Origin of the sequence: Pseudonocardia alni, assembly GCF_002813375.1 — a bacterium.
GTDB lineage: Bacteria > Actinomycetota > Actinomycetes > Mycobacteriales > Pseudonocardiaceae > Pseudonocardia > Pseudonocardia alni.
On sequence record NZ_PHUJ01000003.1, the window covers coordinates 2,281,511 to 2,305,511 of the forward strand.

18 protein-coding genes are annotated in these 24,001 nt (G+C 73.7%); 9 read left to right on the forward strand and 9 right to left on the reverse strand.

Annotation, left to right across the window (positions count from 1 at the left end; all coding sequences use genetic code 11):
* Positions 1-5 precede the first annotated feature (5 nt).
* Entirely contained in the window at positions 6-788 is a 783-nt protein-coding gene (locus ATL51_RS28980) for a hypothetical protein (RefSeq protein WP_208622971.1), read from the forward strand.
* Positions 789-834: 46 nt separating this feature from the next.
* Here the strand turns inward: ATL51_RS28980 and ATL51_RS11525 are convergent, their stop codons facing one another.
* Together ATL51_RS11525 and ATL51_RS11530 are read right to left on the reverse strand one after the other, a co-directional pair.
* On the reverse strand, positions 835-2,961 hold the full coding sequence (locus tag ATL51_RS11525; protein WP_073578541.1) for a PhoX family protein: 2,127 nt from the start codon (positions 2,959-2,961) through the stop codon (positions 835-837).
* Positions 2,962-3,225: 264 nt separating this feature from the next.
* Positions 3,226-3,963 (reverse strand): LuxR C-terminal-related transcriptional regulator, encoded by a 738-nt coding sequence (locus ATL51_RS11530; RefSeq protein ID WP_083659175.1) that lies wholly within the window; start codon positions 3,961-3,963, stop codon positions 3,226-3,228.
* Positions 3,964-4,268: 305 nt separating this feature from the next.
* On the opposite strand from ATL51_RS11530, the gene ATL51_RS11535 reads away from it, so the two are divergent.
* Positions 4,269-5,738 (forward strand): GAF domain-containing protein, encoded by a 1,470-nt coding sequence (locus ATL51_RS11535; protein WP_073578603.1) that lies wholly within the window; start codon positions 4,269-4,271, stop codon positions 5,736-5,738.
* A 20-nt stretch (positions 5,739-5,758) separates the two neighbouring features.
* Here ATL51_RS11535 and ATL51_RS11540 read toward each other — a convergent pair whose 3' ends face one another.
* The 4 genes from ATL51_RS11540 to ATL51_RS11555 form a co-directional block, all read right to left on the reverse strand.
* On the reverse strand, positions 5,759-9,586 hold the full coding sequence (locus tag ATL51_RS11540) for an ABC transporter ATP-binding protein (RefSeq protein ID WP_100878626.1): 3,828 nt from the start codon (positions 9,584-9,586) through the stop codon (positions 5,759-5,761).
* Between the two features lie 460 nt (positions 9,587-10,046).
* Complete coding sequence (locus tag ATL51_RS11545) at positions 10,047-10,907, reverse strand: hypothetical protein (protein ID WP_073578543.1); 861 nt, start codon at positions 10,905-10,907, stop codon at positions 10,047-10,049.
* Positions 10,907-11,848 (reverse strand): ATP-binding cassette domain-containing protein, encoded by a 942-nt coding sequence (locus tag ATL51_RS11550; protein WP_253067535.1) that lies wholly within the window; start codon positions 11,846-11,848, stop codon positions 10,907-10,909. Before ATL51_RS11550 ends, ATL51_RS11545 begins: the two co-directional genes overlap by 1 nt.
* Positions 11,849-11,990: 142 nt before the next feature.
* Positions 11,991-12,128 (reverse strand): hypothetical protein, encoded by a 138-nt coding sequence (locus ATL51_RS11555; RefSeq protein WP_174565926.1) that lies wholly within the window; start codon positions 12,126-12,128, stop codon positions 11,991-11,993.
* A gap of 406 nt (positions 12,129-12,534) precedes the next feature.
* Here ATL51_RS11555 and ATL51_RS11560 point away from each other — a divergent pair, with 406 nt between their 5' ends.
* From ATL51_RS11560 to katG, 3 genes are all read left to right on the forward strand, one after another.
* Positions 12,535-14,094 carry a long-chain-fatty-acid--CoA ligase gene (locus tag ATL51_RS11560; RefSeq protein ID WP_100878627.1) on the forward strand — a complete coding sequence of 520 codons (1,560 nt, stop codon included), beginning with the start codon at positions 12,535-12,537 and terminating at the stop codon, positions 14,092-14,094.
* Between the two features lie 98 nt (positions 14,095-14,192).
* Complete coding sequence (locus ATL51_RS11565; RefSeq protein ID WP_073578604.1) at positions 14,193-14,612, forward strand: Fur family transcriptional regulator; 420 nt, start codon at positions 14,193-14,195, stop codon at positions 14,610-14,612.
* A gap of 25 nt (positions 14,613-14,637) precedes the next feature.
* A complete protein-coding gene (gene katG, locus ATL51_RS11570) occupies positions 14,638-16,851 on the forward strand; it encodes a catalase/peroxidase HPI (RefSeq protein ID WP_100880656.1) in 2,214 nt (737 codons plus the stop codon).
* A gap of 274 nt (positions 16,852-17,125) precedes the next feature.
* Here katG and ATL51_RS11575 read toward each other — a convergent pair whose 3' ends face one another.
* Together ATL51_RS11575 and ATL51_RS11580 are read right to left on the reverse strand one after the other, a co-directional pair.
* Positions 17,126-17,833, reverse strand: a complete 708-nt coding sequence (locus ATL51_RS11575; RefSeq protein ID WP_100878628.1) for an alpha/beta hydrolase — start codon at positions 17,831-17,833, stop codon at positions 17,126-17,128.
* A gap of 43 nt (positions 17,834-17,876) precedes the next feature.
* Positions 17,877-18,254 carry a DUF5997 family protein gene (locus ATL51_RS11580; protein ID WP_062397456.1) on the reverse strand — a complete coding sequence of 126 codons (378 nt, stop codon included), beginning with the start codon at positions 18,252-18,254 and terminating at the stop codon, positions 17,877-17,879.
* 30 nt (positions 18,255-18,284) lie between these two features.
* Between ATL51_RS11580 and ATL51_RS11585 the strand changes: the two genes are divergently transcribed.
* Positions 18,285-18,965: a LysR substrate-binding domain-containing protein gene (locus ATL51_RS11585; protein ID WP_392567368.1), complete on the forward strand. Its 681-nt coding sequence runs from the start codon at positions 18,285-18,287 to the stop codon at positions 18,963-18,965.
* A 232-nt stretch (positions 18,966-19,197) separates the two neighbouring features.
* Here ATL51_RS11585 and ATL51_RS11590 read toward each other — a convergent pair whose 3' ends face one another.
* Positions 19,198-20,166 carry an acyl-CoA desaturase gene (locus ATL51_RS11590; protein ID WP_073578549.1) on the reverse strand — a complete coding sequence of 323 codons (969 nt, stop codon included), beginning with the start codon at positions 20,164-20,166 and terminating at the stop codon, positions 19,198-19,200.
* Between the two features lie 120 nt (positions 20,167-20,286).
* On the opposite strand from ATL51_RS11590, the gene ATL51_RS11595 reads away from it, so the two are divergent.
* The 3 genes from ATL51_RS11595 to ATL51_RS11605 all read left to right on the forward strand — a co-directional run bounded on the left by ATL51_RS11595 (position 20,287) and on the right by ATL51_RS11605 (position 23,972).
* Positions 20,287-21,315, forward strand: coding sequence for an LLM class F420-dependent oxidoreductase (locus ATL51_RS11595; protein ID WP_073578550.1), 1,029 nt, complete (start codon positions 20,287-20,289; stop codon positions 21,313-21,315).
* A gap of 44 nt (positions 21,316-21,359) precedes the next feature.
* Positions 21,360-23,006 carry a flavin-containing monooxygenase gene (locus ATL51_RS11600; protein ID WP_100878629.1) on the forward strand — a complete coding sequence of 549 codons (1,647 nt, stop codon included), beginning with the start codon at positions 21,360-21,362 and terminating at the stop codon, positions 23,004-23,006.
* Between the two features lie 186 nt (positions 23,007-23,192).
* Positions 23,193-23,972, forward strand: coding sequence for a hypothetical protein (locus ATL51_RS11605; protein ID WP_062397463.1), 780 nt, complete (start codon positions 23,193-23,195; stop codon positions 23,970-23,972).
* Positions 23,973-24,001: the final 29 nt, after the last annotated feature.

Consider the following 24,001-nt stretch of genomic DNA (forward strand, 5'->3'; position numbering starts at 1 on the left):
CCGTCGTGCCCCGACACCGACATCGGGCGCAGGCCGGGCTGCGGCCCGGGCTGCGTCACGTCGCCACCGCGGCCGCCGTCGCGAGCGGCACGCTCGCCGTCGTCACGCCCGTGACCGGGCTCGGCGTCGGACCGGCCGAGGCCGACCTGCGCCTGGCCGCACAGGACGTGTCCGACGGCCGGGACGGTGACACCCCCGGCGCGCCGTTCGCCGAGGCCGCGGCCGCCGCCGAGGGACTGCGGGACACACCCGTCCTCGGCGCCGAGATCGTCCGCGACGCGGGCCTGCTCGACCCGGCCGCGGACGCGAGCCTCGCCGCGGCCCGCAAGGCCCAGGACCTGGCGCAGGAGGCCGCCGAGCAGGCCAGGGCCGCCGCCGAGCTCGCCGCCCGCGGGCTGGGCGATCCGTCGTGCGGGCTCGACCTCGACGACCTGGGCCGGGTCAAGACCTGGGTGTCCGACGCCGCGGAGTTCCTCGGCTGCGCCTACGGCGAGACCGACCTGATCGGCGTCGCGCAGCGCGAGAACGCCTCCGACCACCCCACCGGGCACGCACTGGACATCATGGTGCGCGGGCAGAAGGGCGACCGGATCGCCGACTGCGCCCTGGCCAACGCCGACGAGCTGGGCGTGAAGTACGTGATCTGGGAGCAGCGGATGAACGACGGCTCCGGGTGGTCGACGATGGAGGACCGCGGCGGCGACACCGCGAACCACTACGACCACGTGCACATCTCGTTCGACAAGCGCGCCGGGTCCGGCGAGCCGGACCTCGGCCGCTGCGCCTGACCCGCCGCCCGGTCCGCGGCGGAGCACGGACCGGGCGGCGGTGGCCTCAGACGCCGATCTTCGCCGGGCGTCCGTCCTTCAGGTGCCGGATCGCGGCGACGGCCGGACGCGGCTGCGCGGCGCCGCCGTCGGGCCAGTGCGACGCGGGCTGCTCCGGTGACGCGTCGTCGACGTCGCCCGGGTGCTGCACCGAGACCAGCACGAAGTTCTCGGTGACGACCGGCCCGCAGCACTCCGAGCCGACCGGGACGCTGGCGAACAGCCGGGTCGAGCCGCGCTGCGGCCCCTCCAGCACGACGCCGTAGAGGCCGTCGTTGATCTCCAGCGCCTGGCTGGAGTCGGTCGAGACCCACAGGTTGCCGTAGGGGTCGAACGCCACGTTGTCCGGCGAGGTGATCGGGCTGACCTGGGACTTGTCGAACCCGCCGAAGTAGGTCGACGGGTCGTCGGGGTTCCCGCAGACCAGCAGGATGTTCCAGGCGAACGTCGTCGCCGCCGGGTCGTCGCGCGTCTCGGTGAGCTCGATGACGTGGCCGTGCTGGTTGGCGTTGCGCGGGTTCGCCTCGTCCGGACCGGCCTTGGCGCCCGCCTTGCCGCGGTCGGAGTTGTTGGTGCAGGCGATGTAGACCTTCCCGGTGCGCGGGTTGGGCTCCACGTCCTCCGGGCGGTCCATCTTCGTCGCGCCGACCTTGTCCGCGGCGAGCCGGGTGAACACGAAGACGTCGGCGACGCTCATGCCGTCCACGTAGGACTTCGTGGTCGACGCCAGCGGCTTCCACTGCCCGGAGCCGTCGAAGCGGCCGTCGCGCGGCAGCGCCCCGGTGCCGGTGATCTCCGCGGCCGGGCTGTCCCCGGTGAACGTCGCGACGTAGAGCGTGCCCGACGACAGCAGGGTGGCGTTGTGCTCGCGGGCGGCCCGGCTGTGACCACGGCGCATCCGCTTGTCCGACACGAACTTGTAGACGTAGTCGAAGCGCTCGTCGTCGCCCATGTAGACGACGGGGCGCCCGTCACGGGTGAGCGCGACGGTGGCGCCCTCGTGCTTGAAGCGGCCGAGCGCGGTGTGCTTGACCGGCTTCGAGCGCGGGTCGTGCGGGTCGATCTCGACGATGTAGCCGAACCGGTTGGCCTCGTTCGGCTCCTGCGCGAGGTCCCAGCGCGGGTCGACGCGCTCCCACCGGCGCTCCGAGGCGCCCTCGGAGAAGCCGTAGCGCTTCGCGCGCTCGTCGGTGACCGGACCGGAGGCGAAGTAGCCGTCGAAGTTCTCCTCGCCGGACAGGAAGGTGCCCCACGGGGTGGTGCCACCGGCGCAGTTGCCGATCATGCCCTTCACGCTGCGCCCGGTCGGGTCGGCCTTCGTGCGCAGCACCTCGGCTCCGGCGGCCGGGCCGTCGAGCACCATCTCGGTGTCGGCGGTGATGCGCCGGTTGAGCTTCCCGTCGCGGTCGTAGCGCAGCTCGCCGGAGCGCAGGTCGCGGGTCACCTCGACGACGCCGCCGCCGTGCGCCGCCATGCCGATCCGGATCTGCTCGGGGGTGGGGGCGTCCTCGTCGTACCCGCGGAACATCAGCGGCTCGAGCGTGTACTCGTGATTGGAGAACATGACGTAGCGGCGGCCGGGGCCGTCGATCGGCAGGATCCCGCAGAAGTCGTTGTTGTAGCCGAACTGGCGGGCCTGCGCGGCGGCGGTCTGGTTCTCGAAGTCGAACTCCGGCGCGTCCGGGAACATCGGGTCGCCCCAACGGATCACGACGTTGCTCGCGTAGTCGACCGGCACGCGGATCGCGTCGTCGAGGTTCGGTGCGACCGTCTCGTACTGCAGCCCGCGCGGGGGCCCGGCCTGCGCCGGCGCGGCCACGTCGGCACCGAGTGGGTGGGCCGGCGCGGCCGGGGTGGGTTCGGCCGCCGAGGCGGTGCCGGCCAGGGCCACACCGGCCCCGGCGCCCAGGCCGATCACCGCACCGGCGCGGAGCATCCCGCGCCGGTCGAGCACGGCCTGCATGACGTCACCGAAGTAGGCGTTCGACGACGGGTTGGGCTCGGGCCGGGAGCAGGCGTCGCCGCACCGGTAGCGGCAGGTGAGGCCCTGACGTCCGTGCCGAACGCGGTCGAGGAGCGGGAGGGCACGGCGGGGGCCGGCCTGGGGGGCGTCGCCGGGGCAGCTGTGGGCCACGGTCGTCCTCCTGGGGTCGTGGTGGGATGACGCGGTCCGGTCCGGTCCGTTCGGAACCGTCCGTTTCCTCCGCATCCCAACACCCCCGTTCTCCCGTGGGGTGAGGAGAAAATGGCCGCCGGGTGAACGCGTCCCCGGAAGGGGTGGTGTCGACCACGCAACGCGACCGGCGCGGCCACCCCACGGGTGACCGCGCCGGTCGCGCGTGTGCTGGACGAGGGCACGGACCGGGGCGGGCGGTTGCCTCGCCCCGGCCCGGCGGGATCAGACGATGCCCTGGCGGGCGGCGGTGTAGACGATCTCGGTGCGACGACGGACCTCGAGCTTGTCGCGCAGGTTCCGCACGTGGAACTTCACGGTGGCCTCGGAGATCCGCAGCCGGGTCCCGATCTCGCGGTTGGACAGGCCGACGGCGAGCAGCCGCAGGACCTGGTTCTCGCGGTCGGTCAGCAGCGAGGTCTTGCAGAGGTCCGGCGTGGGCGACGGCGCCGGGTCGGTGTCGCGCAGCACCTGCAGCGGGCCGGCGCTCGCGGTGCCCGGGTCGAAGACGCCCTCGCCGCGCAGGACCGTGCGCAGCGCCCGCACGATCTCGGCGGTGTCGGCACCCTTGCGCAGGTAGCCGTGGACACCCAGGCGGACGGTGCGCATCATCGAGTCGCGGTCACGGCAGCCGGTCAGCACGAGGATCTTCACCCCGCGGCAGCGCTCCAGCAGCGCGCGCACCAGGTCGAGGCCGGGCCGCTCGTCACGGGCGAACTCGATGTCGACGACGATCGCGTCGGGGCGGGCGCGCTCGGCGGCCATCAGGGCGTCGCGGGGGGAGGCGGCCTCACCGGCCGGGGCCAGGTCGGGCTCGGCGGTCAGCAGGGCGCGCAGCCCGTGCCGGACGACCGGCTCGGAGTCGACGACGAGTACCCGGGCCGCGCGGCGGATCACATCCGCGCCGTCGGCCCCGCGGCCGGCACGCAGATCGGTGGCCTCACGAACGGCTTCGAGCGTCATCGCTGTCCTCCGGTGGATCTGTTGCGTCATCGCAGGAACGCCACCCGGCGTCCCGATGCGGCAAACCGTAAGGAGCGCCACGTTGCCCCCACGTTGCGCGCGATCGAGCGACGTCGCATCCCGGCCCGGTCACGAGGGGTCGAGCCCCCCGAGCAGCGGGTATGCTCACGACCCCGGACCGACCACCGATTCCGGGACGGACCCGCGCCGGCGCGGGACATCACGTGGGAGCAGGGCACGACGTGCCCCCAGCCGTGACGGGAGGCGACGTGAGCGGAGCCGAGGGCGGGACGTCCGCCGAGGAGATGGTCGCCGACGCACATCGCCTGCGGCGCATCTACGACGACGGGCTCGGCGCCGGCGGTTCGGCGGGCATCCCCCGCCCGGTCGTCTCGGACTCGTGGCAGCGCAGCCTGGCCGCGCACGTCGACCCGGAGGGCCGACTCCCCCCGCTCATCTATCTCGCCGACGAGCTGAAGGAGGTCCGGACCGGCCACCCGCTGCACGCGGTGATGCCGCTGCTCCGTTCCACCCTCGTGAGCATCGCCGACGAGGCGATGCACGTGATGCTCGTGACCGACGCCGACGGCACCGTCCTGTGGCGCGACGGCGCACACGGCCTGCTGCACTCCGCCGACGACGTCGGGCTCGTCGAGGGCACCCGCTGGGCCGAGGAGACGATCGGCACCAACGCGATGGGGACGGCGCTGGCCGTCGACGAGCCGGTCCGGATCCACTCCGCCGAGCATCTCGTCCGCACCTACCACGACTGGACCTGCGTCGCGGCCCCCGTGCACGACCCCGACACCGGCGACACCATCGGCGCGATCGACATCTCCGGGCCGCTGCACACCGTGCACCCCGCGCTGGTGCAGCTGGTGACGGCGACCGCGCACCTCGCGGAGAACCAGCTGCGGGTGCGGCTGGCGATCGCCGACGAGCGGCTGCGGGTCAAGAACATGCCGCACCTCGCGGCGTTGCGCGGCTCCGAGGGCGCCCTGCTGTCCGCGAGCGGCCGGGTCATCGCCAGCGAGCCCTACGGTCTGTTCCCCGAGCGGATCCGGCTCGACGACGGCGTCGACCGGGTGCAGCTCGGCGACGGCCGGGAGATGGCCGTCGAGAGGCTGGCCGAGGGCTACCTGCTGGTGCCGCCGTCGCGGCGGCGCGGGCGCGTCGTCCCGGCGGCGCCGACCGGTGCGCCCCGCCCGCTGGAGCTGCGCTTCACCGGCGGGGGCGGTCCGCGCGTCACCCTCGACGGCGAGGAGTTCGCCGCCACCCTGCGCCCGGCGGAGATCCTCACCGCGCTGGCGCTGCACCCCGACGGGCTCTCCGGCGAGCAGCTGACCCTGATGCTCTACGGCGAGGACGGCAACCCGACCACCGTCCGCGGCGAGATCCACCGGCTGCGGTCGTCGCTGGGCGCGGAGCTGCTGCTCACCCGCCCCTACCGGCTGGCGGCCGGGCCCCAGGCCGACTTCCTGCGGGTCCGCGCGGCGCTGCGCGACGGCCGGGTGTCCGACGCGCTCGACTCCTGCCACGGCGAGCTGCTGCCCCGCTCCGACGCGCCCGCCGTGCGCGAGCTGCGCGACGAGCTCGTGGTCGGGCTGCGGCACGCCGTGCTCGCCTCGGACGACGTCGCGCTCCTGCACCGCTTCGTCGTGCACCCGCTGGGGACCGACGACCTGGAGGCGCACGAGCTGCTGCTGGACCTGCTGGACCGGGACGACCCGCGCCGCGCCGCCGTCGCCGCACGGGCCGAGCACCTGCGGGACTGACCCGCCCCGCCGGGCGGGGCTCAGGTCTGTGCGGCCAGCGGGCTGTCCGGCTCGGGCTCCAGCTCTCCCGCGCGCCAGAGTGCCGCGTAGCGACCGCCCGCGCGGACCAGCTCGTCGTGCGTGCCCTCCTCGGCGATCCGACCGCCGGACAGCACCACGATCCGGTCCGCCCGCCGCGCGGTCTGCAGCCGGTGGGCGACGACGAACGCGGTCCGCCGCGACGCCACCCGTTCCCCCGCCGCCAGCACGGTGGCCTCGGTGGCCGGGTCCAGTGCCGCGGTCGCCTCGTCGAAGATCAGTACGTCCGGGTCGACCAGCTCGGCCCGCGCCAGCGCGACGAGCTGCCGCTGCCCCGCGGACAGGCCCTGTCCCCGCTCACCTACCGGGGTGCGGAACCCCTGTGGCAGCGACCGCACCAGGCCCAGCGCCCCGACCGCGCGGGCGGCGGTCTCGATCCGCTCCGGCGGGGCGTCCGGGCGGCCGTAGGCGATGTTCGAGGCGACGTCACCGGTGAACAGGTGCGCCTCCTGCGGGACCACCCCGAGCCGCGCGCGGTACCCGGCCAGCGGGAAGCGGCGCACGTCGACGCCGTCGACGCGGACCTGGCCGTCGCCGGTGTCGTAGAACCGGGCGATCAGCTTGATCAGCGTCGACTTGCCGGCACCGGTGGCGCCCACCAGCGCGACGGTCTCGCCCGCCCCGACGCGCAGCGACACGTCGTCGAGGGCGGGGGCGTCCACCCCCGGGTAGCGGAACGTCACGTGGTCCAGCACGACCTCGCCGCGCAGCCGCGACGGCACGGGCGCCGGCCGCTCGGGCTCGTCCGGGACGGAGGTGGGCGTCCGCAGCAGCTCCGAGATCCGGTTCAGGCCGACCCGGGCCTGCTGGTAGCCGTCGAACACCTGCGACAGCTGCTGCACCGGGCCGAAGAACAGGGTCAGGTACAGCAGGAACGCGGTGAGCACCCCCGGGGTGATGTCCCCGCCGACGATGCGGGTCCCGCCGACGAACAGCACGACCGCCGTGGCGATGTCGGACAGGAACGCCACGAACGGGAAGTAGGTGGCGATGTAGCGCTGCGCGCGCAGCCGCGACCGGCGGTAGGCGTCCGAGCGCTCGCCGAAGCGGTCGTAGCTCAGCTCCTCGCGGACGTAGGCCTGCGCGATGCGCACCCCGGACACGTTCTCCTGCAGGTCGGCGTTGACCACGCTGACCCGCTCGCGGGCCTCGGCGTAGGCGCGGGAGGAGAACCGGCGGAACACCACGGTGCCGACCGCGAGCAGCGGCAGCAACCAGCCCAGCGCGTACAGCGCGAGCTGCGGGTCGGTGAGCACCAGCGCGGTCGCGACCCCGCCGATCGTCAGGAGGCTGACGACGGCCTGCGCCAGCCCGGTCTGCAGGAACGTGGACAGTGCGTCCACGTCGGTGGTCATCCGGGTCATGATCCGGCCGGACAGCTCGCGCTCGTAGAAGTCCAGGCCGAGCCGCTGCAGGTGCGCGTAGCTGCGCAGCCGCAGCAGGTAGAGCAGGCTCTCCCCGGCCCGGGCGGTGACCAGCGTCTGGAACCCGACGACCACCGCGTCCAGCACGACGATCAGCAGCCCGGCCAGCGCCGCCAGCAGCAGGACCCGGGTGGCGCCGTCGGCGATGCCGTCGTCGACGGCGATCCGGGCGATGCTCGGCAGGGCCAGGGTCGCCAGCGCATCCGCGGTCATCAGCGCGACGCCGAGCACCAGCAGCCAGCGCACGGGGCGCAGCAGCGAGGACAGCCGGAACGCGGGATCGGGGGCGGTCGGGTCCTCGTCGCCGCGCAGCCGGGGGGACTCGTCCGCCGGGGGCAGCTTCGCGACGGACTCGAGCAGCTCGGGGGTCGCACTGATCCCCCCGGCCCAGCCGGCCGCGCCGCCGCCGCCGTCGCGGGTCAGGGCCCGGTCCGGGTCCTCCTCGATGCTGACCCGCGGCCACAGCTCCGGGGTGACGGCCGGGCCCGCCGGTACATCGTCGAGGACGCGGGTGCCGTTGCCGTTGCCGGTGCCGGTGCCGGTGCCGGTGCCGTTGCCGTTGCCGGTGCCGTTGCCGGTGCCGGTGCCGGCTGCCGCCTCGTGGGCGGTGGGCTCCCGGGTACCGCCGCCGAGCTCGTCGGCGGGGCCGGTGGCGAGCAGCTCCCGGAACAGCGCGCACCGGCCGCGCAGCTCGTCCTCGGTACCGGTGTCGACGACCCGGCCCTTGTCCAGCACCGCGATCCGGTCGGCCAGCGCCAGGGTGGACCGCCGGTGCGCGACCAGCAGCGTGGTCCGCTCGGCGGTCAGCTCGTGCAGGGTCTCGTGGATCGCGGCCTCGGTCGCGGTGTCGACCGCGGAGGTCGCGTCGTCGAGCACGAGCACCCGCGGCCGGGTCAGCATCGCCCGGGCCAGCGCGATCCGCTGCCGCTGACCGCCGGACAGGGTCAGGCCGCGCTCGCCGACCTCGGTGTCGTAGCCGTCCGGCAGGTCCTCGACGAACGACGCCACCTGTGCGGCCTCGGCGGCGGCGCGGATCTCGTCCTCGCCGGCGTCGGGCCGGCCGTAGGCGATGTTGTTGCGGATGCTGTCGGAGAACAGGAACGCCTCCTCGAACACCACCCCCAGCTCGGCGCGCAGGTCGTGCAGCCGCAGGTCGCGCAGGTCCACCCCGCCGATCGCGAGACGCCCGGCCTGCGGGTCGTAGAAGCGGGGCAGCAGCAGCGCCACCGTCGACTTGCCCGAGCCGGGCGGACCGACCAGGGCGAGGGTCTCGCCGGGTTCGACGCGCAGGGAGAGCCCGTCCAGGACCGGGTCGGGGGCGGCGTCGCCGTCCGGACCGGAGCCCGCGGGCTCGTAGCCGAACCGGACGTCGTCCAGCTCGACGGTCAGCGGGCCCTCGGGCAGCGCGGCCGGACGCTCCGGGTCGACGATCCCCGGTGCGGCGTCGACGATCTCGAAGACACGCTCCGCCCCGGCCCGGGTCAGCTGCGCGGTGACCACGAGCGCGCCGATCAGCCGGGCGGGCCCGACGAGCATCCCGACGTAGGTGGTGAACGCCAGGAACGTGCCGAGGTCGATCGTGCCGCGGGCGGCCATCCAGCCACCGACGCCGATCACCGCGACCTGTCCCAGCCCGGGCAGCGCGAGCAGCATCGGGTTGAGCCGCGCGGTCAGCCCGGCGGCCCGCAGCCGCTCGCCGTAGAGCCGGCGGGCCCGTCCCTCCAGCGTGGCGGTCTCGCGGGCCTCCTGCCCGAATCCCTTCACCACGCGCACGCCGGTGACGGTCTCCTCGACCTGCTGGGCGATCTCGGCGGCCCGTTGCTGCGCGGACCAGGTGGCCGGGAACAGCCTGCGCCGGATGCTGTTGGTGGCCAGGAACGCCAGCGGCAGCATGACCAGCGCGACCACGGTGAGCAGCGGCGACAGGTACAGCATCGCGATGATCGCGACGACCACCAGCACGACGGTGCCCGCCGACAGCGGCACCATCGACAGGAAGCCCTGCACCAGCTGCAGGTCGGAGATGGCCCGCGAGGCGACCTGGCCGGTGCGCAGCCGGTCCTGGCGGACGCCGTCCATACGCTGTACCGCGCCGAACACCGCGCGCCGCAGGTCGTGCTGCACGTTCAGCGCCATCTTGCCGCCGAGGTAGCGGCGCACGAACGCACCGACGAACTTCAGCACGCCCAGCACCAGGAGCCCGCCGACGACCGGCGCGAGCACGCCGGTGTCCCCGCCGATCGCGCCGTTCACGCCCTCGCGGATCAGCAGCGGACCGATCGCCTCCAGCCCGACGCCGAGCATCGACGCGACGAGCGCACCGACGGTGACGCGGCGGTGCCGCATGCAGGCCGTGGCCAGTCTGCGGATCCAGCCGGGGCGTGCGGAGGGGTGGGGAGAGGGCACGTCGCCAGGCTATGCCCGCCCCCCGACAACCGGCCCGGCGACGCCGCCCGGCACGGAGCCGGCGGGCACCCGCCGTCGACGGCGGCCGCCCCCCGCACCGCCCACCTCGCACGGGTTCCGGCGACGTCGCAGACCGTGCAGAGGCTGCGACGTGGAGCGAACCCGTGCGAGGTGGGCCGGGCTGCCGGCCACCGCCTCGGCACCGCCGCACCGCCCGTCGATCAGTACATGAGCGCTGCCAGGATGTGGGTGGACGACGCTCAGGTACTGATCGACGATGCCCGCAGCGGCGCTCCCCGCGGGAGGCGGGCGCAGGACCGGCGTCCCGTACGCGCGGCGGCACCGGAGCGGGCGACGTCGGACCGAGCAGCGCCGGACCCGGGGTCCGGCGCTGCTCGTCTCAGGTGATGTCCCGCCGCGCCCCGACGACGGCGGCCAGTGCGATCCCCGCGGCCGTCCACACGGCCAGGACCAGCAGCCCGACCCAGCCGGGCGGCGGGGCACTGACCCCGGCCAGGAACTCCAGGACGAACTGCGACTGCGCCCCCAGCCCGGCCGAGCTCACGACCGGCTCCCAGATCGCGAGGTCACCGGCGTTGCCGGGCAGGAACGGCGTCAGCCGGGCGAACACCGACGGGTCGCCGAGCGAGGACCCGTCGCCCGCGCGCAGCGCCCCGGCGATCAGGTTCTCCCCGATGAGCAGGTAGCCGACGGTGAGGGCGATCGCCCCGGCCTGGTTGGTCACCAGGGTCCCGACGGCGACGCCGAGCACCCCCCACAGCGCGCACACCAGGATGCCGATCGCGCCCAGCCCGGCGAGCTGCCCGAGGTCGGGCAGCTGCTGGCCGCCGAGCGCCGCACCGCCGAGCAGCGGACCGACCACGACGAGGAACAGCGCGTACAGCCCGGCGACGACGGCGGCGATCAGCGCCTTGGCCGCCAGCACCTGGCCGCGGGACCCGGTCAGGTAGGCCAGCGTGACGGTGCGGTGCCGGAAGTCGCCGGTGCCCAGCAGCGTCCCGAAGGCGCCGCCGACGATCGCGGTCATGGTCAGCGCCGACGCCAGCCCGGCGAGCATCAGGATCGACGAGGTGTCGGTGGCCTGCGGCACGAGCAGCTGCAGGATGCTGCCGAGCAGGCTCTGGGCCAGCGCGAGCAGCAGCACCGGCAGGAACAGCAGCCACCACACCCGGGTGGACAGGGTCTTGCGGACCTCGGCGGTCAGGACCGCGCGGAAGCGGTCGAGGCTCACGGTCGCCATCAGCGCTGCTCCTCCCCGGCGAGCAGGCGCAGGAACATCTGTTCCAGCCCGGCCCGCTCCTCGCTCATGCCGTACACGGCGACGCCCGCGGCGAGCGCCAGGTCCCCGACGCGGACCGCGTCGGCCCCGCCGACGGCCAGCACGCCGTCGTCGACGCGGTCGATCTCGGTGATCCCGTCCGTGGCGAGCGCCTCGGCCAGCCGGGCCGGGTCCGCAGCGCGCACGAGCACCCGCGAGCCGTGGCCGGCGCGCAGCTCGGCGACCGTGCCGTCGAAACGGCAGGCACCGCGGTCGATGACGACCAGGCGCTGCGCGGTCAGCTCCATCTCGGCCAGCTGGTGGGAGGAGACCAGCACGCTGCGCCCGGACGCGGCGAAGGCCTGCAGGAACGAGCGCAGCCAGGCGATGCCGTCGGGGTCGAGGCCGTTGCCCGGCTCGTCGAGCACGAGGATGCGCGGGTCGCCGAGCAGCGCGACGGCCAGGGCCAGGCGCTGGTTCATGCCGAGCGAGAACCCGCCCGCCGAGCGGTCCGCGGCGGCGGCCAGGCCGACCAGCGTGAGGACCTCGTCGACCCGCGAGTCGGGGACGCCGATCGCGGCGGCCGCGGCGCGCAGGTGCGCACGCGCGGTGCGCCGCGGGTGCACGCCCTGGACCTCCAGGACCGCGCCGACGACGCGGCCGGGCGAGGTCAGCGCGGAGAACGGGACGCCGTCGACGAGCGCTCGCCCGGTGCTGGGCACGACCAGGCCGAGGATCATCCGCAGCGTCGTCGTCTTGCCCGAGCCGTTGGGTCCGAGGAACCCGGTCACCGAGCCGGGCTCGACGGTGAACGACAGGTCGTGCACGGCCTCGACCGGGCCGAACCTCTTGCCCAGACCCTCGACGACGATCCGTCCGCTCCCGGCCGCCGTCACCGGGTCCGTGGACGCGGTCTCCTGCACTCCGGCCTCCCGCCGTTCTCGCGTCGCGCCCCGGTTCGCACCGGGGCATCGCCTGCCGGCCATCCTCGCCCAGCCCGGGATCCCACCGGGAGGCGGCCCCGGCGCGGGACCGGCCGGACGGCGGCGGCCGGGACCACGACCGCTACGCGGTGGCGCGCACCGCCGCTTCGACCGCCGCGGTGAGCGTGTCCAGGTACGCGTCGTCGCACGCCGCCCCGGTGACCGGCACCCGGAACTGCAGCGGAGCGATCAGGAGGTCGACCGCGGGGTCGACGTCCACGAGTTCCCGTTCGCCCCGGACGGGATGCCGACGCGCGTCCGGGCCGGGAGGCCGTCGAGGCCTGGATGCGCACCGTGACCGACCTCCTGACCCTCGACGGCGGCATGCCCGACCTGCGTATCCACGAGGGTGCCGACACCCTGACCGCCGAACGGTCGTCGACCGGCCACGTCACCGACGGCCCCCGGCCGCGATCTCCTCCGTCGCGGTGGCGACCGTCGAGGGCGACCTCGTCGTGCGTACCGCGACGACATCGATCCCCTCGACCCGCGCCCCGCCTTCCGCGCCCGCCACCGACGTCTCCCGGGGGGCGTGTCCGGTCCGGTCGGCACTGGCGCGAGACCGACGAAACGGACTTGAATGGCGTGCGTCACACGCTCAGCGACGAGCCCCGAGGAGCCGCCCCGTGATCGACCCGACCAGCACCGTGTCCTCCCTGCTGCGCAGCCACGCCACCGAGCGCCCGGACGACGAGGCCCTGCGCTTCGGCGACGTCCGCCGCACCTGGTCCGAGCTCGACGTCCGGGTGCGCAGGCTCGCGGCGGCCCTGCGCGCGGAGGGCATCGGCCCGGGCGACCGGGTCGCGGTGCTGGACCTCAACCATCCGTCGTGCCTGGAGCTGTCGCTGGCGTGCGCGTGGATCGGGGCGGCGAACGCGGTCGTGAACTTCCGGCTCGCCCCGCCGGAGATCGTCTACGTGATCGGCGACGCGCGGGCGCGGCTGCTGCTGGTCGGCCCGGAGTTCGCCGGGGCGGTCGGGCAGCTGCGGGAGAAGCTCGGCGCGGTGGAGCGGGTGCTCCACGTGGGCGGGGAGGCCGACGAGTACGAGGCGTTCCTCGCTGCGCACGAGCCGGACACCGATCCCTACGACGCCGGCCCCGGCGACTGCTTCGTGCAGCTCTACACCTCGGGCACCACCGGGTTCCCGAAGGGCGCGATGCTCACCCACGGCGCGATGCTGGCGCACGCCGCGCACGTCGCTGCGGACTTCGAGCTGACGCCGACCGACGTCGTGCAGGTCGCGATGCCGCTGTTCCACGTCGGCGGGACCAGCTACGCCTTCCTCGCACTCGCCCAGGGCGCGCGGATCGTGATGGCCCGGATGCCCGACCCGGCGGCGCTGCTGGACATGGTCGCCGCGGAGGGCATCACGCACACGTTCTGGGTGCCCGCGCTGATGGGCGCGATGACCCAGGTGCCGGGCGCGGCCGACCGGGACTACGCGTCGCTGCGGGCGATCTCCTACGGCGCCTCGCCGATGCCGCTGCCGGTGATGCGGGCGTCGCTGGCGCTGTTCGGCCCGAAGCTGCACCAGGTCTACGGGATGACCGAGGCCTGCGGCGTGGTCAGCTCGCTGGGCCCGGAGGACCACGGGGACCCTGCCGTCGAGCACCGGCTGGTGTCGGCGGGCAGACCGATCACCGGCTGCACGATCGAGGTGCGCGACCCGGCGACGGGCGAGCGGCTCGGCACGGACGAGCCCGGGGAGATCTGGGTGCGGACCGACCAGCTGATGAGCGGCTACTGGGACAAGCCGGAGGCGACGGCGGCGGCGATCACCCCGGACGGATGGCTGCGGTCCGGCGACGGCGGCCACATCGACGCCGACGGCTACGTCTACGTCACCGACCGGATCAAGGACATGATCGTCTCGGGCGGGGAGAACGTGTACCCGGCCGAGATCGAGCGGGTGCTCGCCGAGCACCCGACCGTCGGCGACGTCGCCGTCATCGGAGTGCCCGACGACCGGTGGGGCGAGGTCCCGAAGGCCTGCGTGGTGGCCGCGCCGGGGGCGACCGTCGACCCCGAGGAGCTGCTCGTTCACGCGCGCGCCCACCTGGCGTCGTTCAAGTGTCCGAAGACCGTCGACGTCCTGCCGGAGCTCCCCCGCAACCCGACCGGCAAGATCCTCAAGAAGGATCTCCGGGCACCGTTCTGGGCGGGCCGGGAGCGCAGCACCGTCTGACGTGGCGCCGGTCTCATACTGAGACACGCCAAAACTTGACCGACTCAAGAAAAGCGGGCAGGCTCGCCGCCGTGTCGAACGCATCGGACTACGAGGGCATGCTGCGCGCAGCGTCGCTGCGCGTGACGCGTCCTCGCCTGGCCGTGCTGCAGGCGGTGCACTCCCACCAGCACGCGGACACGGAGTCGATCATCCGTGTCGTGCGGGAGGACCTCGGGGAGGTGTCGCACCAGGCCGTCTACGACGTCCTGCGTGCGCTGCACTCCTCCGGGCTGGTCCGCAGGATCCAGCCCACCGGTTCCGTCGCGCGGTACGAGGCGCGGGTCGGTGACAACCACCACCACGTGGTGTGCCGGTCCTGTGGCGCCATCGCCGACGTCGACTGCGCCGTCGGCTCCGCACCCTGTCTCACCGCCTCCGACGACAACGGCTTCGTGATCGACGAGGCCGAGGTCGTCTACTGGGGCCGGTGCCCCGACTGCTCATCCACTGATCCCGAGAGGATGTCCCGTGTCTGACGAGCACCCCACCGTCGAGAGCGAGATGAACCGCGAGCAGGACGGCGGTTGCCCCGTCGCCGCCGGCCGCATCGCGCACCCCACCGAGGGTGGCGGCAACCAGAGCTGGTGGCCGAACCAGCTCAACCTGAAGATCCTGCGCAAGCACGCCCCCGCCTCGGACCCGATGGAGCCGGACTTCGACTACGCGAAGGAGTTCGCGACCGTCGACCTGGACGAGCTCGCCCGCGACGTCGACGCCGTCATCACCACCTCGCAGGACTGGTGGCCCGCCGACCACGGCAGCTACGCCGGGTTCTTCATCCGGATGGCCTGGCACTCGGCCGGCACCTACCGGACCTACGACGGCCGCGGCGGCGCCGGCGCCGGCATGCAGCGCTTCGCCCCGCTGAACAGCTGGCCGGACAACGGCAACCTGGACAAGGCCCGCCGTCTGCTGTGGCCGGTCAAGCAGAAGTGGGGCCGCAAGGTCTCCTGGGCCGACCTGATGGTCTTCGCGGGCAACCGCGCGCACGAGATCTCCGGCTTCCCGATGTTCGGCTTCGCCGGCGGTCGCGCCGACGTGTGGGAGCCCGAGGAGGACGTGTACTGGGGCTCGGAGAACGTCTGGCTGGGCAACGAGGCGCGCTACGGCGGCAGCAAGGACTTCGCCCACCGCGAGCTGGAGAAGCCGCTCGGCGCGTCCCACATGGGTCTGATCTACGTCAACCCGGAGGGCCCCGACGCCAGCGGTGACCCGATCGCCGCGGCCCGCGACATCCGCGAGACCTTCGGCCGGATGGCGATGAACGACGAGGAGACCGCCGCGCTGATCGTCGGCGGCCACACCCTCGGCAAGACCCACGGCGCCGCCAACCCGGACGAGAACGGCAACGTCGGCCCCGAGCCGGAGGCCGCCGACATCACCGAGCAGGGCCTGGGCTGGAAGCAGAACTTCCGGTCCGGCAAGGGCCGTGACGCCATCACCTCCGGGCTCGAGGTCATCTGGACCCGGACCCCGAACCGGTGGAGCCACGACTACCTCAAGCACCTCTACGCCTACGAGTGGGAGCTGACCGAGTCCCCGGCGGGCGCCAAGCAGTTCATCGCCAAGGACGCCCCGGAGATCATCCCCGACCCGGAGCCCGGCTACCCGAACCGCAAGCCGACGATGCTGGTCACCGACGTCGCGATGCGCGTCGACCCGTCCTACGGCGAGATCACCCGCCGCTGGCTGGACAACCCGTCCGAGTTCGAGGACACCTACCGTCGCGCCTGGTACAAGCTGACCCACCGCGACATGGGCCCGAAGGAGCGCTACATCGGCGCCTGGGTGCCGCAGGAGGAGCTCCTGTGGCAGGACCCGGTCCCGGCCGTCGACCACCCGCTGGTGGACGCCGACGACGTCGCGTCGATCAAGGCGAAGGTGCTGGAGTCCGGCCTGTCGGTCAGCGACCTGGTCAAGACCGCCTGGGCCGCGGCCTCGTCGTTCCGCCAGTCGGACAAGCGCGGTGGCGCCAACGGCGGCCGCATCCGTCTCGAGCCGCAGCTGCAGTGGGAGGTCAACGACCCCGACACGCTGCGCACCGTGGTCTCGACGCTGGAGTCGATCCAGTCCGACGTCAACGGCTCGCTCACCGGCGGCAAGAAGATCTCCTTCGCCGACCTGGTCGTCCTGGCCGGTGCCGCGGCGCTGGAGAAGGCCGCCGAGGACGGCGGGCACGACATCACCGTGCCGTTCGTCCCGGGCCGGACCGACGCCACCCAGGAGAAGACCGACGTCGAGTCGTTCTCCTACCTGGAGCCCACCGCGGACGGCTTCCGCAACTACCGCGGCAAGGGCCACACCCTGCCCGGCGAGTTCCTGCTCGTCGACCGCGCGAACCTGCTCGGCGTCTCCGCCCCGGAGATGACCGTGCTGGTCGGCGGCCTGCGTGTGCTGGGCGCCAACACCGGCGGGTCGACGGCCGGCGTGTTCACCGACAAGGTCGGCACGCTGACCAACGACTTCTTCACCAACCTGCTGGGCTCCGATGTCCAGTGGCGTTCGGTCGCCGGTGACGACGACTCCTTCGAGGCCGTCGACGCCTCCGGGAACGTCAAGTGGACCGGCACCCGTGCCGACCTGGTCTTCGGCTCGAACTCCGAGCTGCGCGCCGTCGCCGAGGTCTACGCCTCCGACGACGCGGAGGAGAAGTTCGTCCGCGACTTCGTCGCCGCGTGGGACAAGGTCATGATGGCCGACCGCTACGACGTCTGATCGTCGCGTAGCAGCGCGTCACGGCGCCCGGGCCGGGTCACCGGTCCGGGCGTCGTCGTGTCCGGGCCCTCGCCGCACACCTCCGTCGAGACGCAGCTGAAGGCTTGCGGCGCGCCCCCGCACGACCCTGAGTTGCCTATCGACGCTTTCCGGACGCCGAGATGCAGCTCAGCGGGCTGGGGAGATCCACAACTCCCGCTGAGCTGCATCTCGGCGTTCGACCCGCGGCCCGGCCCCCTGGCAGAGTGCCGGCGGCACGCGCGGAGGCGGCGGGTCACTCCAGTCCGTCGAGCACCCCCGCGAGCCCCGTGGGCTCGGACAACATCGGCCAGTGCCCCGTCGGGAGCGCGACGAGCGTCCACTCCGGACCGCCCATCTCCGCGAACCCGGGTACGCCCGCGTCGATCAGCTCCCGGACGTCGTCGGGGGCGAAGCTGCAGGCCACGACGGTCTTGGGCAGCGAGGGGTCGGGCGTCCCGCGACGCGCGCCGGTGAGCACCACCCCGGGCGGCTCGGCCACCGAGCGGGCGCGGACGTCCTCGAAGACGGCGTCGGGGATTCCCGCGGTGCTGCTGCCCGCGGCGTCGAGCTCGGCGCGGGACGGCATGGGCAGTGCGCCGTGCTCGGCGAGGGTTCCCCGGGTCGCGGCCTGCGCGTCGGGCGGGGTGACGTCGATCTGCGCGACGCCGTCGGGCAGCGGGCCGGTGTCGACGGACACGAGGTGCGCGAGCCGGCCCCGGGCGCGCTCGGCCACCGCGGCGCAGACGGGGCCCGCGCCGCTGTGGGCGACCAGGACGACCGGGGCGCCCGCGTCACCGAGGGCGGTGACCACCTCGTCGACGCGGGTCTCCGCGGTCGCACCGGGATCGTGGCCGAGGTCGAGCGCGGCCACGTCGTGCCCGCGGGCGCGCAGGTCGTCCGCGACCGCGTCCCACACCGTCGCGTCGATCCAGAAACCGGGGACCAGGAGGTAGCTCGTCATGCCGCGAGTCTGGCGGCGGATGAGGACGGTTCCGGTCCTCGTCCTACTTCTTCTGCTGCTGCGCCTTCAACCGCGCGGCCTCGCGCTGGCTCTCGGCGCGGGTGGCGCGCTCGCGCGCGAGCCACTCCGGCTCCTCGGACTTGATCGCGGCGATCTGCTCGGTGGTCAGCGGCTCGGTGATCCCGGCGCGGGCGAGCCCCGAGATCGACACCCCGAGCCGATCGGCGACGACCGGGCGCGGGTGCGGCCCGGTGGTGCGCAGCTCACGCAGCCACTCCGGCGGGTCGGCCTGCAGGGCGTCGAGCTCGTCGCGCGAGACGACCCCCTCGCGGAAGTCCGCCGGGGTGGCGTCGAGGAGCACGCCGAGCTTCTTCGCCGCGGTCGCGGGCTTCATCGTCTGTGCGGACCTCTGGCGCGTCATGTCACCAGGCTATGCGGCTAGCCTCGACCGGTGACCGCCACGTCCTTCCACCTCGGCTACGTCCCGGGCGTCACGCCCGGCAAGTGGACCCGGATGTGGGCCGAGCGCCGCCCCGGGGTCCCCCTGGAGCTGCACACGGTGACCGCCGCCGAGGCCGCGGACCTGGTCCGCGCGGGCACGGTGGACGCCGCCGTCGCCCGGCTGCCGATCGACCGGACCGGGCTGCACGCGATCCCGCTCTACACCGAGACCACCGTGGTGGTCGTCCCGAAGGAGCACGTGGTGACCGCGGCCGACGAGGTGACCGTCGCCGACCTGGCCGACGAGATCGTCCTGCGCACCGGCGACGACACGCTCGACTGGCCCGGCGGGCCGCCCGGCCGGGCCGCGGAGCACGCCCCGCCGACGACGGCCGAGGCGGTCGAGATCGTCGCCGCGGGGGTCGGGGTGCTGGTCGTCCCGCAGTCGCTGGCCCGGCTGCACCACCGCCGGGACCTCACCTACCGGCCGCTGGTCGACGCCCCGGGCTCCGGCGTCGCGCTGACCTGGCCGGACGCGGAGAACAGCGACCTGATGGAGGAGTTCATCGGGATCGTGCGCGGCCGCTCGGCGCACAGCACCCGGACCCGCCGCAGCGAGACCCCGGCGGCACCGGCACCGCGCCCCCCGTCGACGGCGGGGAGGCGGCGACCGGCCCGGCGTCGCCGCTAGGGCGTGTCTCCCCATCCGGCGCCGCCGGGCCCGGTGATCCACGTCGCCGCAGGCAAGGCAGCCGGGCCGCCCTCATACCGGGCGTACTCGGGCGGTCCGGCAACGCCGCCGGCGGCGGCGTGGGCGCCGGGAGCGACGGTGGCGGATGGGGAGACACGCCCCAGGACCCCGGACACGACGACGCCCCCGGCGCACGGGGCACCGGGGTCGTCGGACGTATGACGCGGAGAGGTCAGGCCGCGGTGGCGGCCGGCTTCTTCGAGAGCTTCTCGAGGCGGCGCGTGGTGGGCCAGCGGACCGCGGTCGCCCAGCCGAGCTTCTCGAAGCCCCGGATGACGACGGCCGAGATGTCGATCTGGCCCTTCTTCACACCGTGCCGGGCGCAGGTCGGGTCGGCGTGGTGCAGGTTGTGCCAGGACTCGCCGAAGGACAGGACCGCCAGCCACCAGACGTTGGCGGACTTGTCACGGGAGGCGAAGGGGCGCTCGCCCCAGATGTGGCAGATCGAGTTGATCGACCAGGTGACGTGGTGCAGCACCGCGACGCGGACCAGGCCGGCCCAGAAGAACGCGGTGAACGCGCCCCACCAGGACATGGTGACCAGGCCGCCGACGAGCGCCGGGCCCGCCAGGCTGAACACGACGATCAACGGGAACGCCTTCTCCACGCGCATCATGTCGCGGTCGGTGAGCAGGTCCGGGGCGAACCGCTTCATGTTCGTGAGGTCGCGGTTGAAGATCCAGCCCATGTGCGAGTGCCAGAAGCCCTTGACCAGCGCCTTCGCGCCGGTGCCGTAGAGCCACGGCGAGTGCGGGTCGCCCTCCTTGTCGGAGAACGCGTGGTGCCGGCGGTGGTCGCCGACCCAGTCGAGCACGCTGCCCTGGAGCGAGATGCTGCCGGCGATCGCCAACGCGATCCGCAGCGGCCGGTTCGCCTTGAACGAGCCGTGGGTGAAGTAGCGGTGGAAACCGACCGTCACGCCCAGGCCGCTGACCAGGTAGAACACGACGAACAGCGCGACGTCGACCCACCCGAGGCCCCAGCCCCACGCGAGCGGGACGGCGGCGAACAGCGCGAGCGTCGGGAGGACGACGAACAGTCCGACCAGGAACATCGCGCCGGGCGGGCGCTGCCCGTCGACGATCGGCGCGGGCGTCCGCTTCGCGGACGTGCTGCGGGGGGGTGCGGCCTCGAGCGTCATGCGTCCCACTGTCGCGGAACCCGTACCCCGCGGGCAGTGCGGTTAACCCCCCTGTTGGGATTCGGGTTCCGCCCCGGTCCGGACTTGACCGACGAGTAACTTGTGAGTACTGAACGGGGAGTGAAGCTCTCCACCGTCCTCCCCTACGGCGACGACCCGATCCGCAACGCGGACGCCGTCACCGACATGGAACGCGCCGGCCTCGACGTCGTCTGGGCCGCCGAGGCCTACTCCTTCGACGCCGTCTCCCTGCTCGGCTACCTCGCCGCACGCACCGAGCGGCTCGAGATCGGCTCGGCGATCCTGCCCATCTACTCGCGCACCCCGACCCTGACCGCGATGACCGCGGCCGGCCTCGACGCCCTGTCCGACGGCCGGTTCAGCCTCGGCCTCGGCGCATCCGGCCCGCAGGTCATCGAAGGCTTCCACGGCGTCGCCTACGACAAGCCGATCGGGCGCACCCGGGAGATCATCGAGATCTGCCGCAAGGTCTGGAAGCGGGAGGAGAAGCTCACCAACGACGGGCTCTACCCGATCCCGCTGCCCGGAGGAACCGGCCTCGGCAAGCCGCTGAAGATCATCAACCACCCCAAGCGCGCCGACATCCCGATCTGGGTGGCCGCGCTGGGCGAGAAGAACCTGCAGATGACCGCCGAACTCGCGAACGGCTGGCTGCCGCACGTCGTGCTGCCGGAGAAGATCCAGGAGGTCTTCGGGCCCGCCCTCGAGGCCGGCTACGCCAAGCGCGCCCCCGAGCTGGGCCCCCTGCAGATCACCGGCGGCGGGATCGTCGCGCTCGAGGAGGAGTTCTTCGAGCCGGCCCGCCAGGCCGCCCGCGGCCTCTACGCGCTCTACATCGGCGGCATGGGCGCGCGCGGCAAGAACTTCTACAACACCGTCTTCGCCAAGCAGGGCTACGCCGACGCGGCGAAGACCGTGCAGGACCTCTACCTGGACGGGAAGAAGGAGGAGGCCATGGCCGCGCTCCCGGACGATTTCATCGACAAGGTCACCCTGATCGGCTCCGAGGGCCACGTCCGCGAGCGGATCGCGGCGCTGCAGGAGAACGGGATCACCCACCTGCACGTGAACCCGATGACCGACGACGTGAACCACACGTTCGAGAAGCTCAAGACCTGGATGTCGTAGGTCCGGGCTTGCCGGGCCCGCGCGGGCGTGCTCATCTGGGTGACATGGTCGACAGCGCTGTTGGTCAGGACGTCGTCCCCGAGGAGTTCGACGCGGTCGTGGTCGGAGCCGGGTTCGCCGGGCTCTACATGCTGCACCGTCTGCGCGGGCTCGGGATGTCCGCCGTCGTGCTGGAACGCGCCGACGGCGTCGGCGGGACCTGGTACTGGAACCGCTACCCGGGCGCGCGGTGCGACTCGGAGAGCTACTACTACTGCTACTCCTTCGACTCCGCGCTGGAGCAGGAGTGGACCTGGACGGAGCGCTACCCGCGCCAGCCGGAGATCAGGGCCTACCTGGACCACGTCGCCGACCGGTTCGACCTGCGCCGTGACATCCGGCTCTCGACCACCGTCACCGGGGCACGCGCCGACGCCGACGGCCGGGGCTGGACCGTGTCCGTCGAGGACGGCCCCGACCTGTGCTGCCGGTTCCTGGTCACCGCGGTCGGCTGTCTGTCCGCGGCGAACGTGCCGGACCTGCCGGGCCTGGACGACTTCGCCGGGCGCTGGTTCCACACCGGCAGCTGGCCGCACGGGGGCGTCGACGTCGCCGGGCGGCGGGTCGGCGTCGTCGGCACCGGCTCGACCGGGATCCAGGCGATCCCGGTGCTGGCCGAGCAGGCAGCGCACCTGACCGTCTTCCAGCGCACCCCGAACTACTCGATCCCGGCCCGCAACGCACCCCTGACCGAGGACGAGTCGCGCACCTACAAGGCCGACTACGACCGCATCCGCGGGATCCAGGCCGGGTCCACCAACGGGCACCCGTTCACGATCGACGACCGCTCCGCCCTCGACGACCCCGACGACGAGCGCGATCGCGTCTACCGGGCCGCCTGGGAGCGCGGCGGGCTGCGGTTCCGCGCGGCCTACCGGGACCTGCTCGCCGACGAGGCCGCCAACGCCACCGCCTCGGAGTTCATCCGCGACCGGATCCGGGAGGTCGTCGAGGACCCGGCGACCGCCGAGGCGCTGCTCCCGCACGACCACGGCTTCGCCACCAAGCGCCCGCCGATCGACACCCACTACTTCGAGACCTACAACCGCGACGACGTGACGCTCGTCGACGTCCGGGCCGACCCGGTCGAGGCCGTCGAGCCGGGTGGCCTGCGGCTGCGTTCGGGCGCGCTGCACGAGCTGGACGACCTGGTGTTCGCCACCGGCTTCGACGCGCTGACCGGTCCGCTGCTGCGGCTGGACCCGGTCGGCCCGGACGGCACCGCGCTGAGCGACGCCTGGCGCGAGGGCCCCCGGACCTACCTGGGACTGGCCGTGTCCGGCTTCCCGAACCTGTTCACCGTCACCGGGCCGTTCAGCCCGTCGGTGCTCACGAACATGCCGACCTCGATCGAGCAGCACGTCGACTGGATCGCCGGCTGCCTGGCGCACCTGCGCGCGACCGGCCGGGACCGGATCGAGGCCGACCCGGCCGCCGAGCACGACTGGGGCGAGCACAACCGGGCCGCCGCCGACGCGACACTGCTGCCGCGGGCCGCGTCGTCCTGGTACCTGGGCGCGAACGTGCCGGGCAAGCCGAGTGTGTTCATGCCCTACGCCGGCGGGTTCGCCCGCTACGCCGCGACCTGCGCCGACGTCGCCGCCGACGGCTACCGCGGGTTCCGGCTCTCCGGCCGCGGCCCGGCCGCGTGAGCACCACGCCACCCCCCGACGAGGGGACCTGCGGCATTGCGCCGTTCGGCCCAGTACCGGGGGGTCGCGTCACGGCTCGTAGGCAGAGCGTAGAGAATGTGTGACGTCATCCACGGTTCACGGCGCCCCGGGCAACCCCTGCCGGGGCACCCGCGACAGGACTCGCGACATGACGAGGAGCCCGACTTGCTGGAGCTCGCCATCCGGACCTCCGACGAGCCGATCTCCCCCGGTCAGTACCGGCACACGGCGACGCACGCCTGGTGGATGGGGACCTGCTTCGCCCGCGACGAGCTCTGCGTCCACTACAGCGAGCACCTGCTCCAGCAGTGGACCCCGCTCGACCCGGCCCAGGACTGGCTGCTCGACCGCGAGCTGACCGGCCGCGTGCACTGGCTGTCCGGCGACGGCGCCGCCGCGATCGAGGACGGCTTCGACATCGCCGACCAGTGGCCCACCGGCCGCTTCCGCGCCCCGCACGGCGACTTCTACGCCGCGCTCCACGGCCACCGGCCCGCCGCGAAGGTCGGCTCGTGGGCCAACCCCACCGAGGCGTTCCTCGCGGGCCTGCCCCGCGACCCGGCCGCGATGCTGGACCGGCTGATCGCCGACAGCCCGCCGGGCCGCGGCTACACCGGCCCGTTCCCCAGCGCGGTCGACGCGCTGCGGACCTGCCGGGTCCCCGCCGAACTGCGCGCGGTGCTCTACGCCGCGCTGCGCCGGATGCCGGCCGTCTCCCTCGGCGAGACCGACAACCTCGACGGCGAGCGGCACCCCACCCTCGTCCACGACGACGGGCCGGTCCGCACCGAGCTGCTGATCTCCCCCGTCGACGGGCAGTACGCCGGCGAGCGCGACACCGTCCGCCGCCCGGCCCGCGTCGGCCCGCCGGTCGGGACGGTCGTCGCCGAGACGGCGACGCAGACCGCGGTGGTCGGTGTCCTCGGGTCCCCGCCCGGCTTCTGAATCGTGCCGCTCGCCGTCCGCGTGCGGTC

What these genes read in the sequence shown, in the direction of transcription:
- ATL51_RS11565 (WP_073578604.1), top strand. Translation starts at nt 14,193, where the DNA reads ATGCTGCGCGCAGCGTCGCTGCGCGTGACGCGTCCTCGCCTGGCCGTG.
- ATL51_RS11590 (WP_073578549.1), bottom strand. Translation starts at nt 20,166, where the DNA reads ATGACGCTCGAGGCCGCACCCCCCCGCAGCACGTCCGCGAAGCGGACG.
- ATL51_RS11575 (WP_100878628.1), bottom strand. Translation starts at nt 17,833, where the DNA reads ATGACGAGCTACCTCCTGGTCCCCGGTTTCTGGATCGACGCGACGGTG.
- ATL51_RS11545 (WP_073578543.1), bottom strand. Translation starts at nt 10,907, where the DNA reads ATGGCGACCGTGAGCCTCGACCGCTTCCGCGCGGTCCTGACCGCCGAG.
- ATL51_RS11580 (WP_062397456.1), bottom strand. Translation starts at nt 18,254, where the DNA reads ATGACGCGCCAGAGGTCCGCACAGACGATGAAGCCCGCGACCGCGGCG.
- katG (WP_100880656.1), top strand. Translation starts at nt 14,638, where the DNA reads ATGAACCGCGAGCAGGACGGCGGTTGCCCCGTCGCCGCCGGCCGCATC.
- ATL51_RS11530 (WP_083659175.1), bottom strand. Translation starts at nt 3,963, where the DNA reads ATGACGCTCGAAGCCGTTCGTGAGGCCACCGATCTGCGTGCCGGCCGC.
- ATL51_RS11535 (WP_073578603.1), top strand. Translation starts at nt 4,269, where the DNA reads ATGGTCGCCGACGCACATCGCCTGCGGCGCATCTACGACGACGGGCTC.
- ATL51_RS11600 (WP_100878629.1), top strand. Translation starts at nt 21,360, where the DNA reads ATGGTCGACAGCGCTGTTGGTCAGGACGTCGTCCCCGAGGAGTTCGAC.
- ATL51_RS11540 (WP_100878626.1), bottom strand. Translation starts at nt 9,586, where the DNA reads ATGCGGCACCGCCGCGTCACCGTCGGTGCGCTCGTCGCGTCGATGCTC.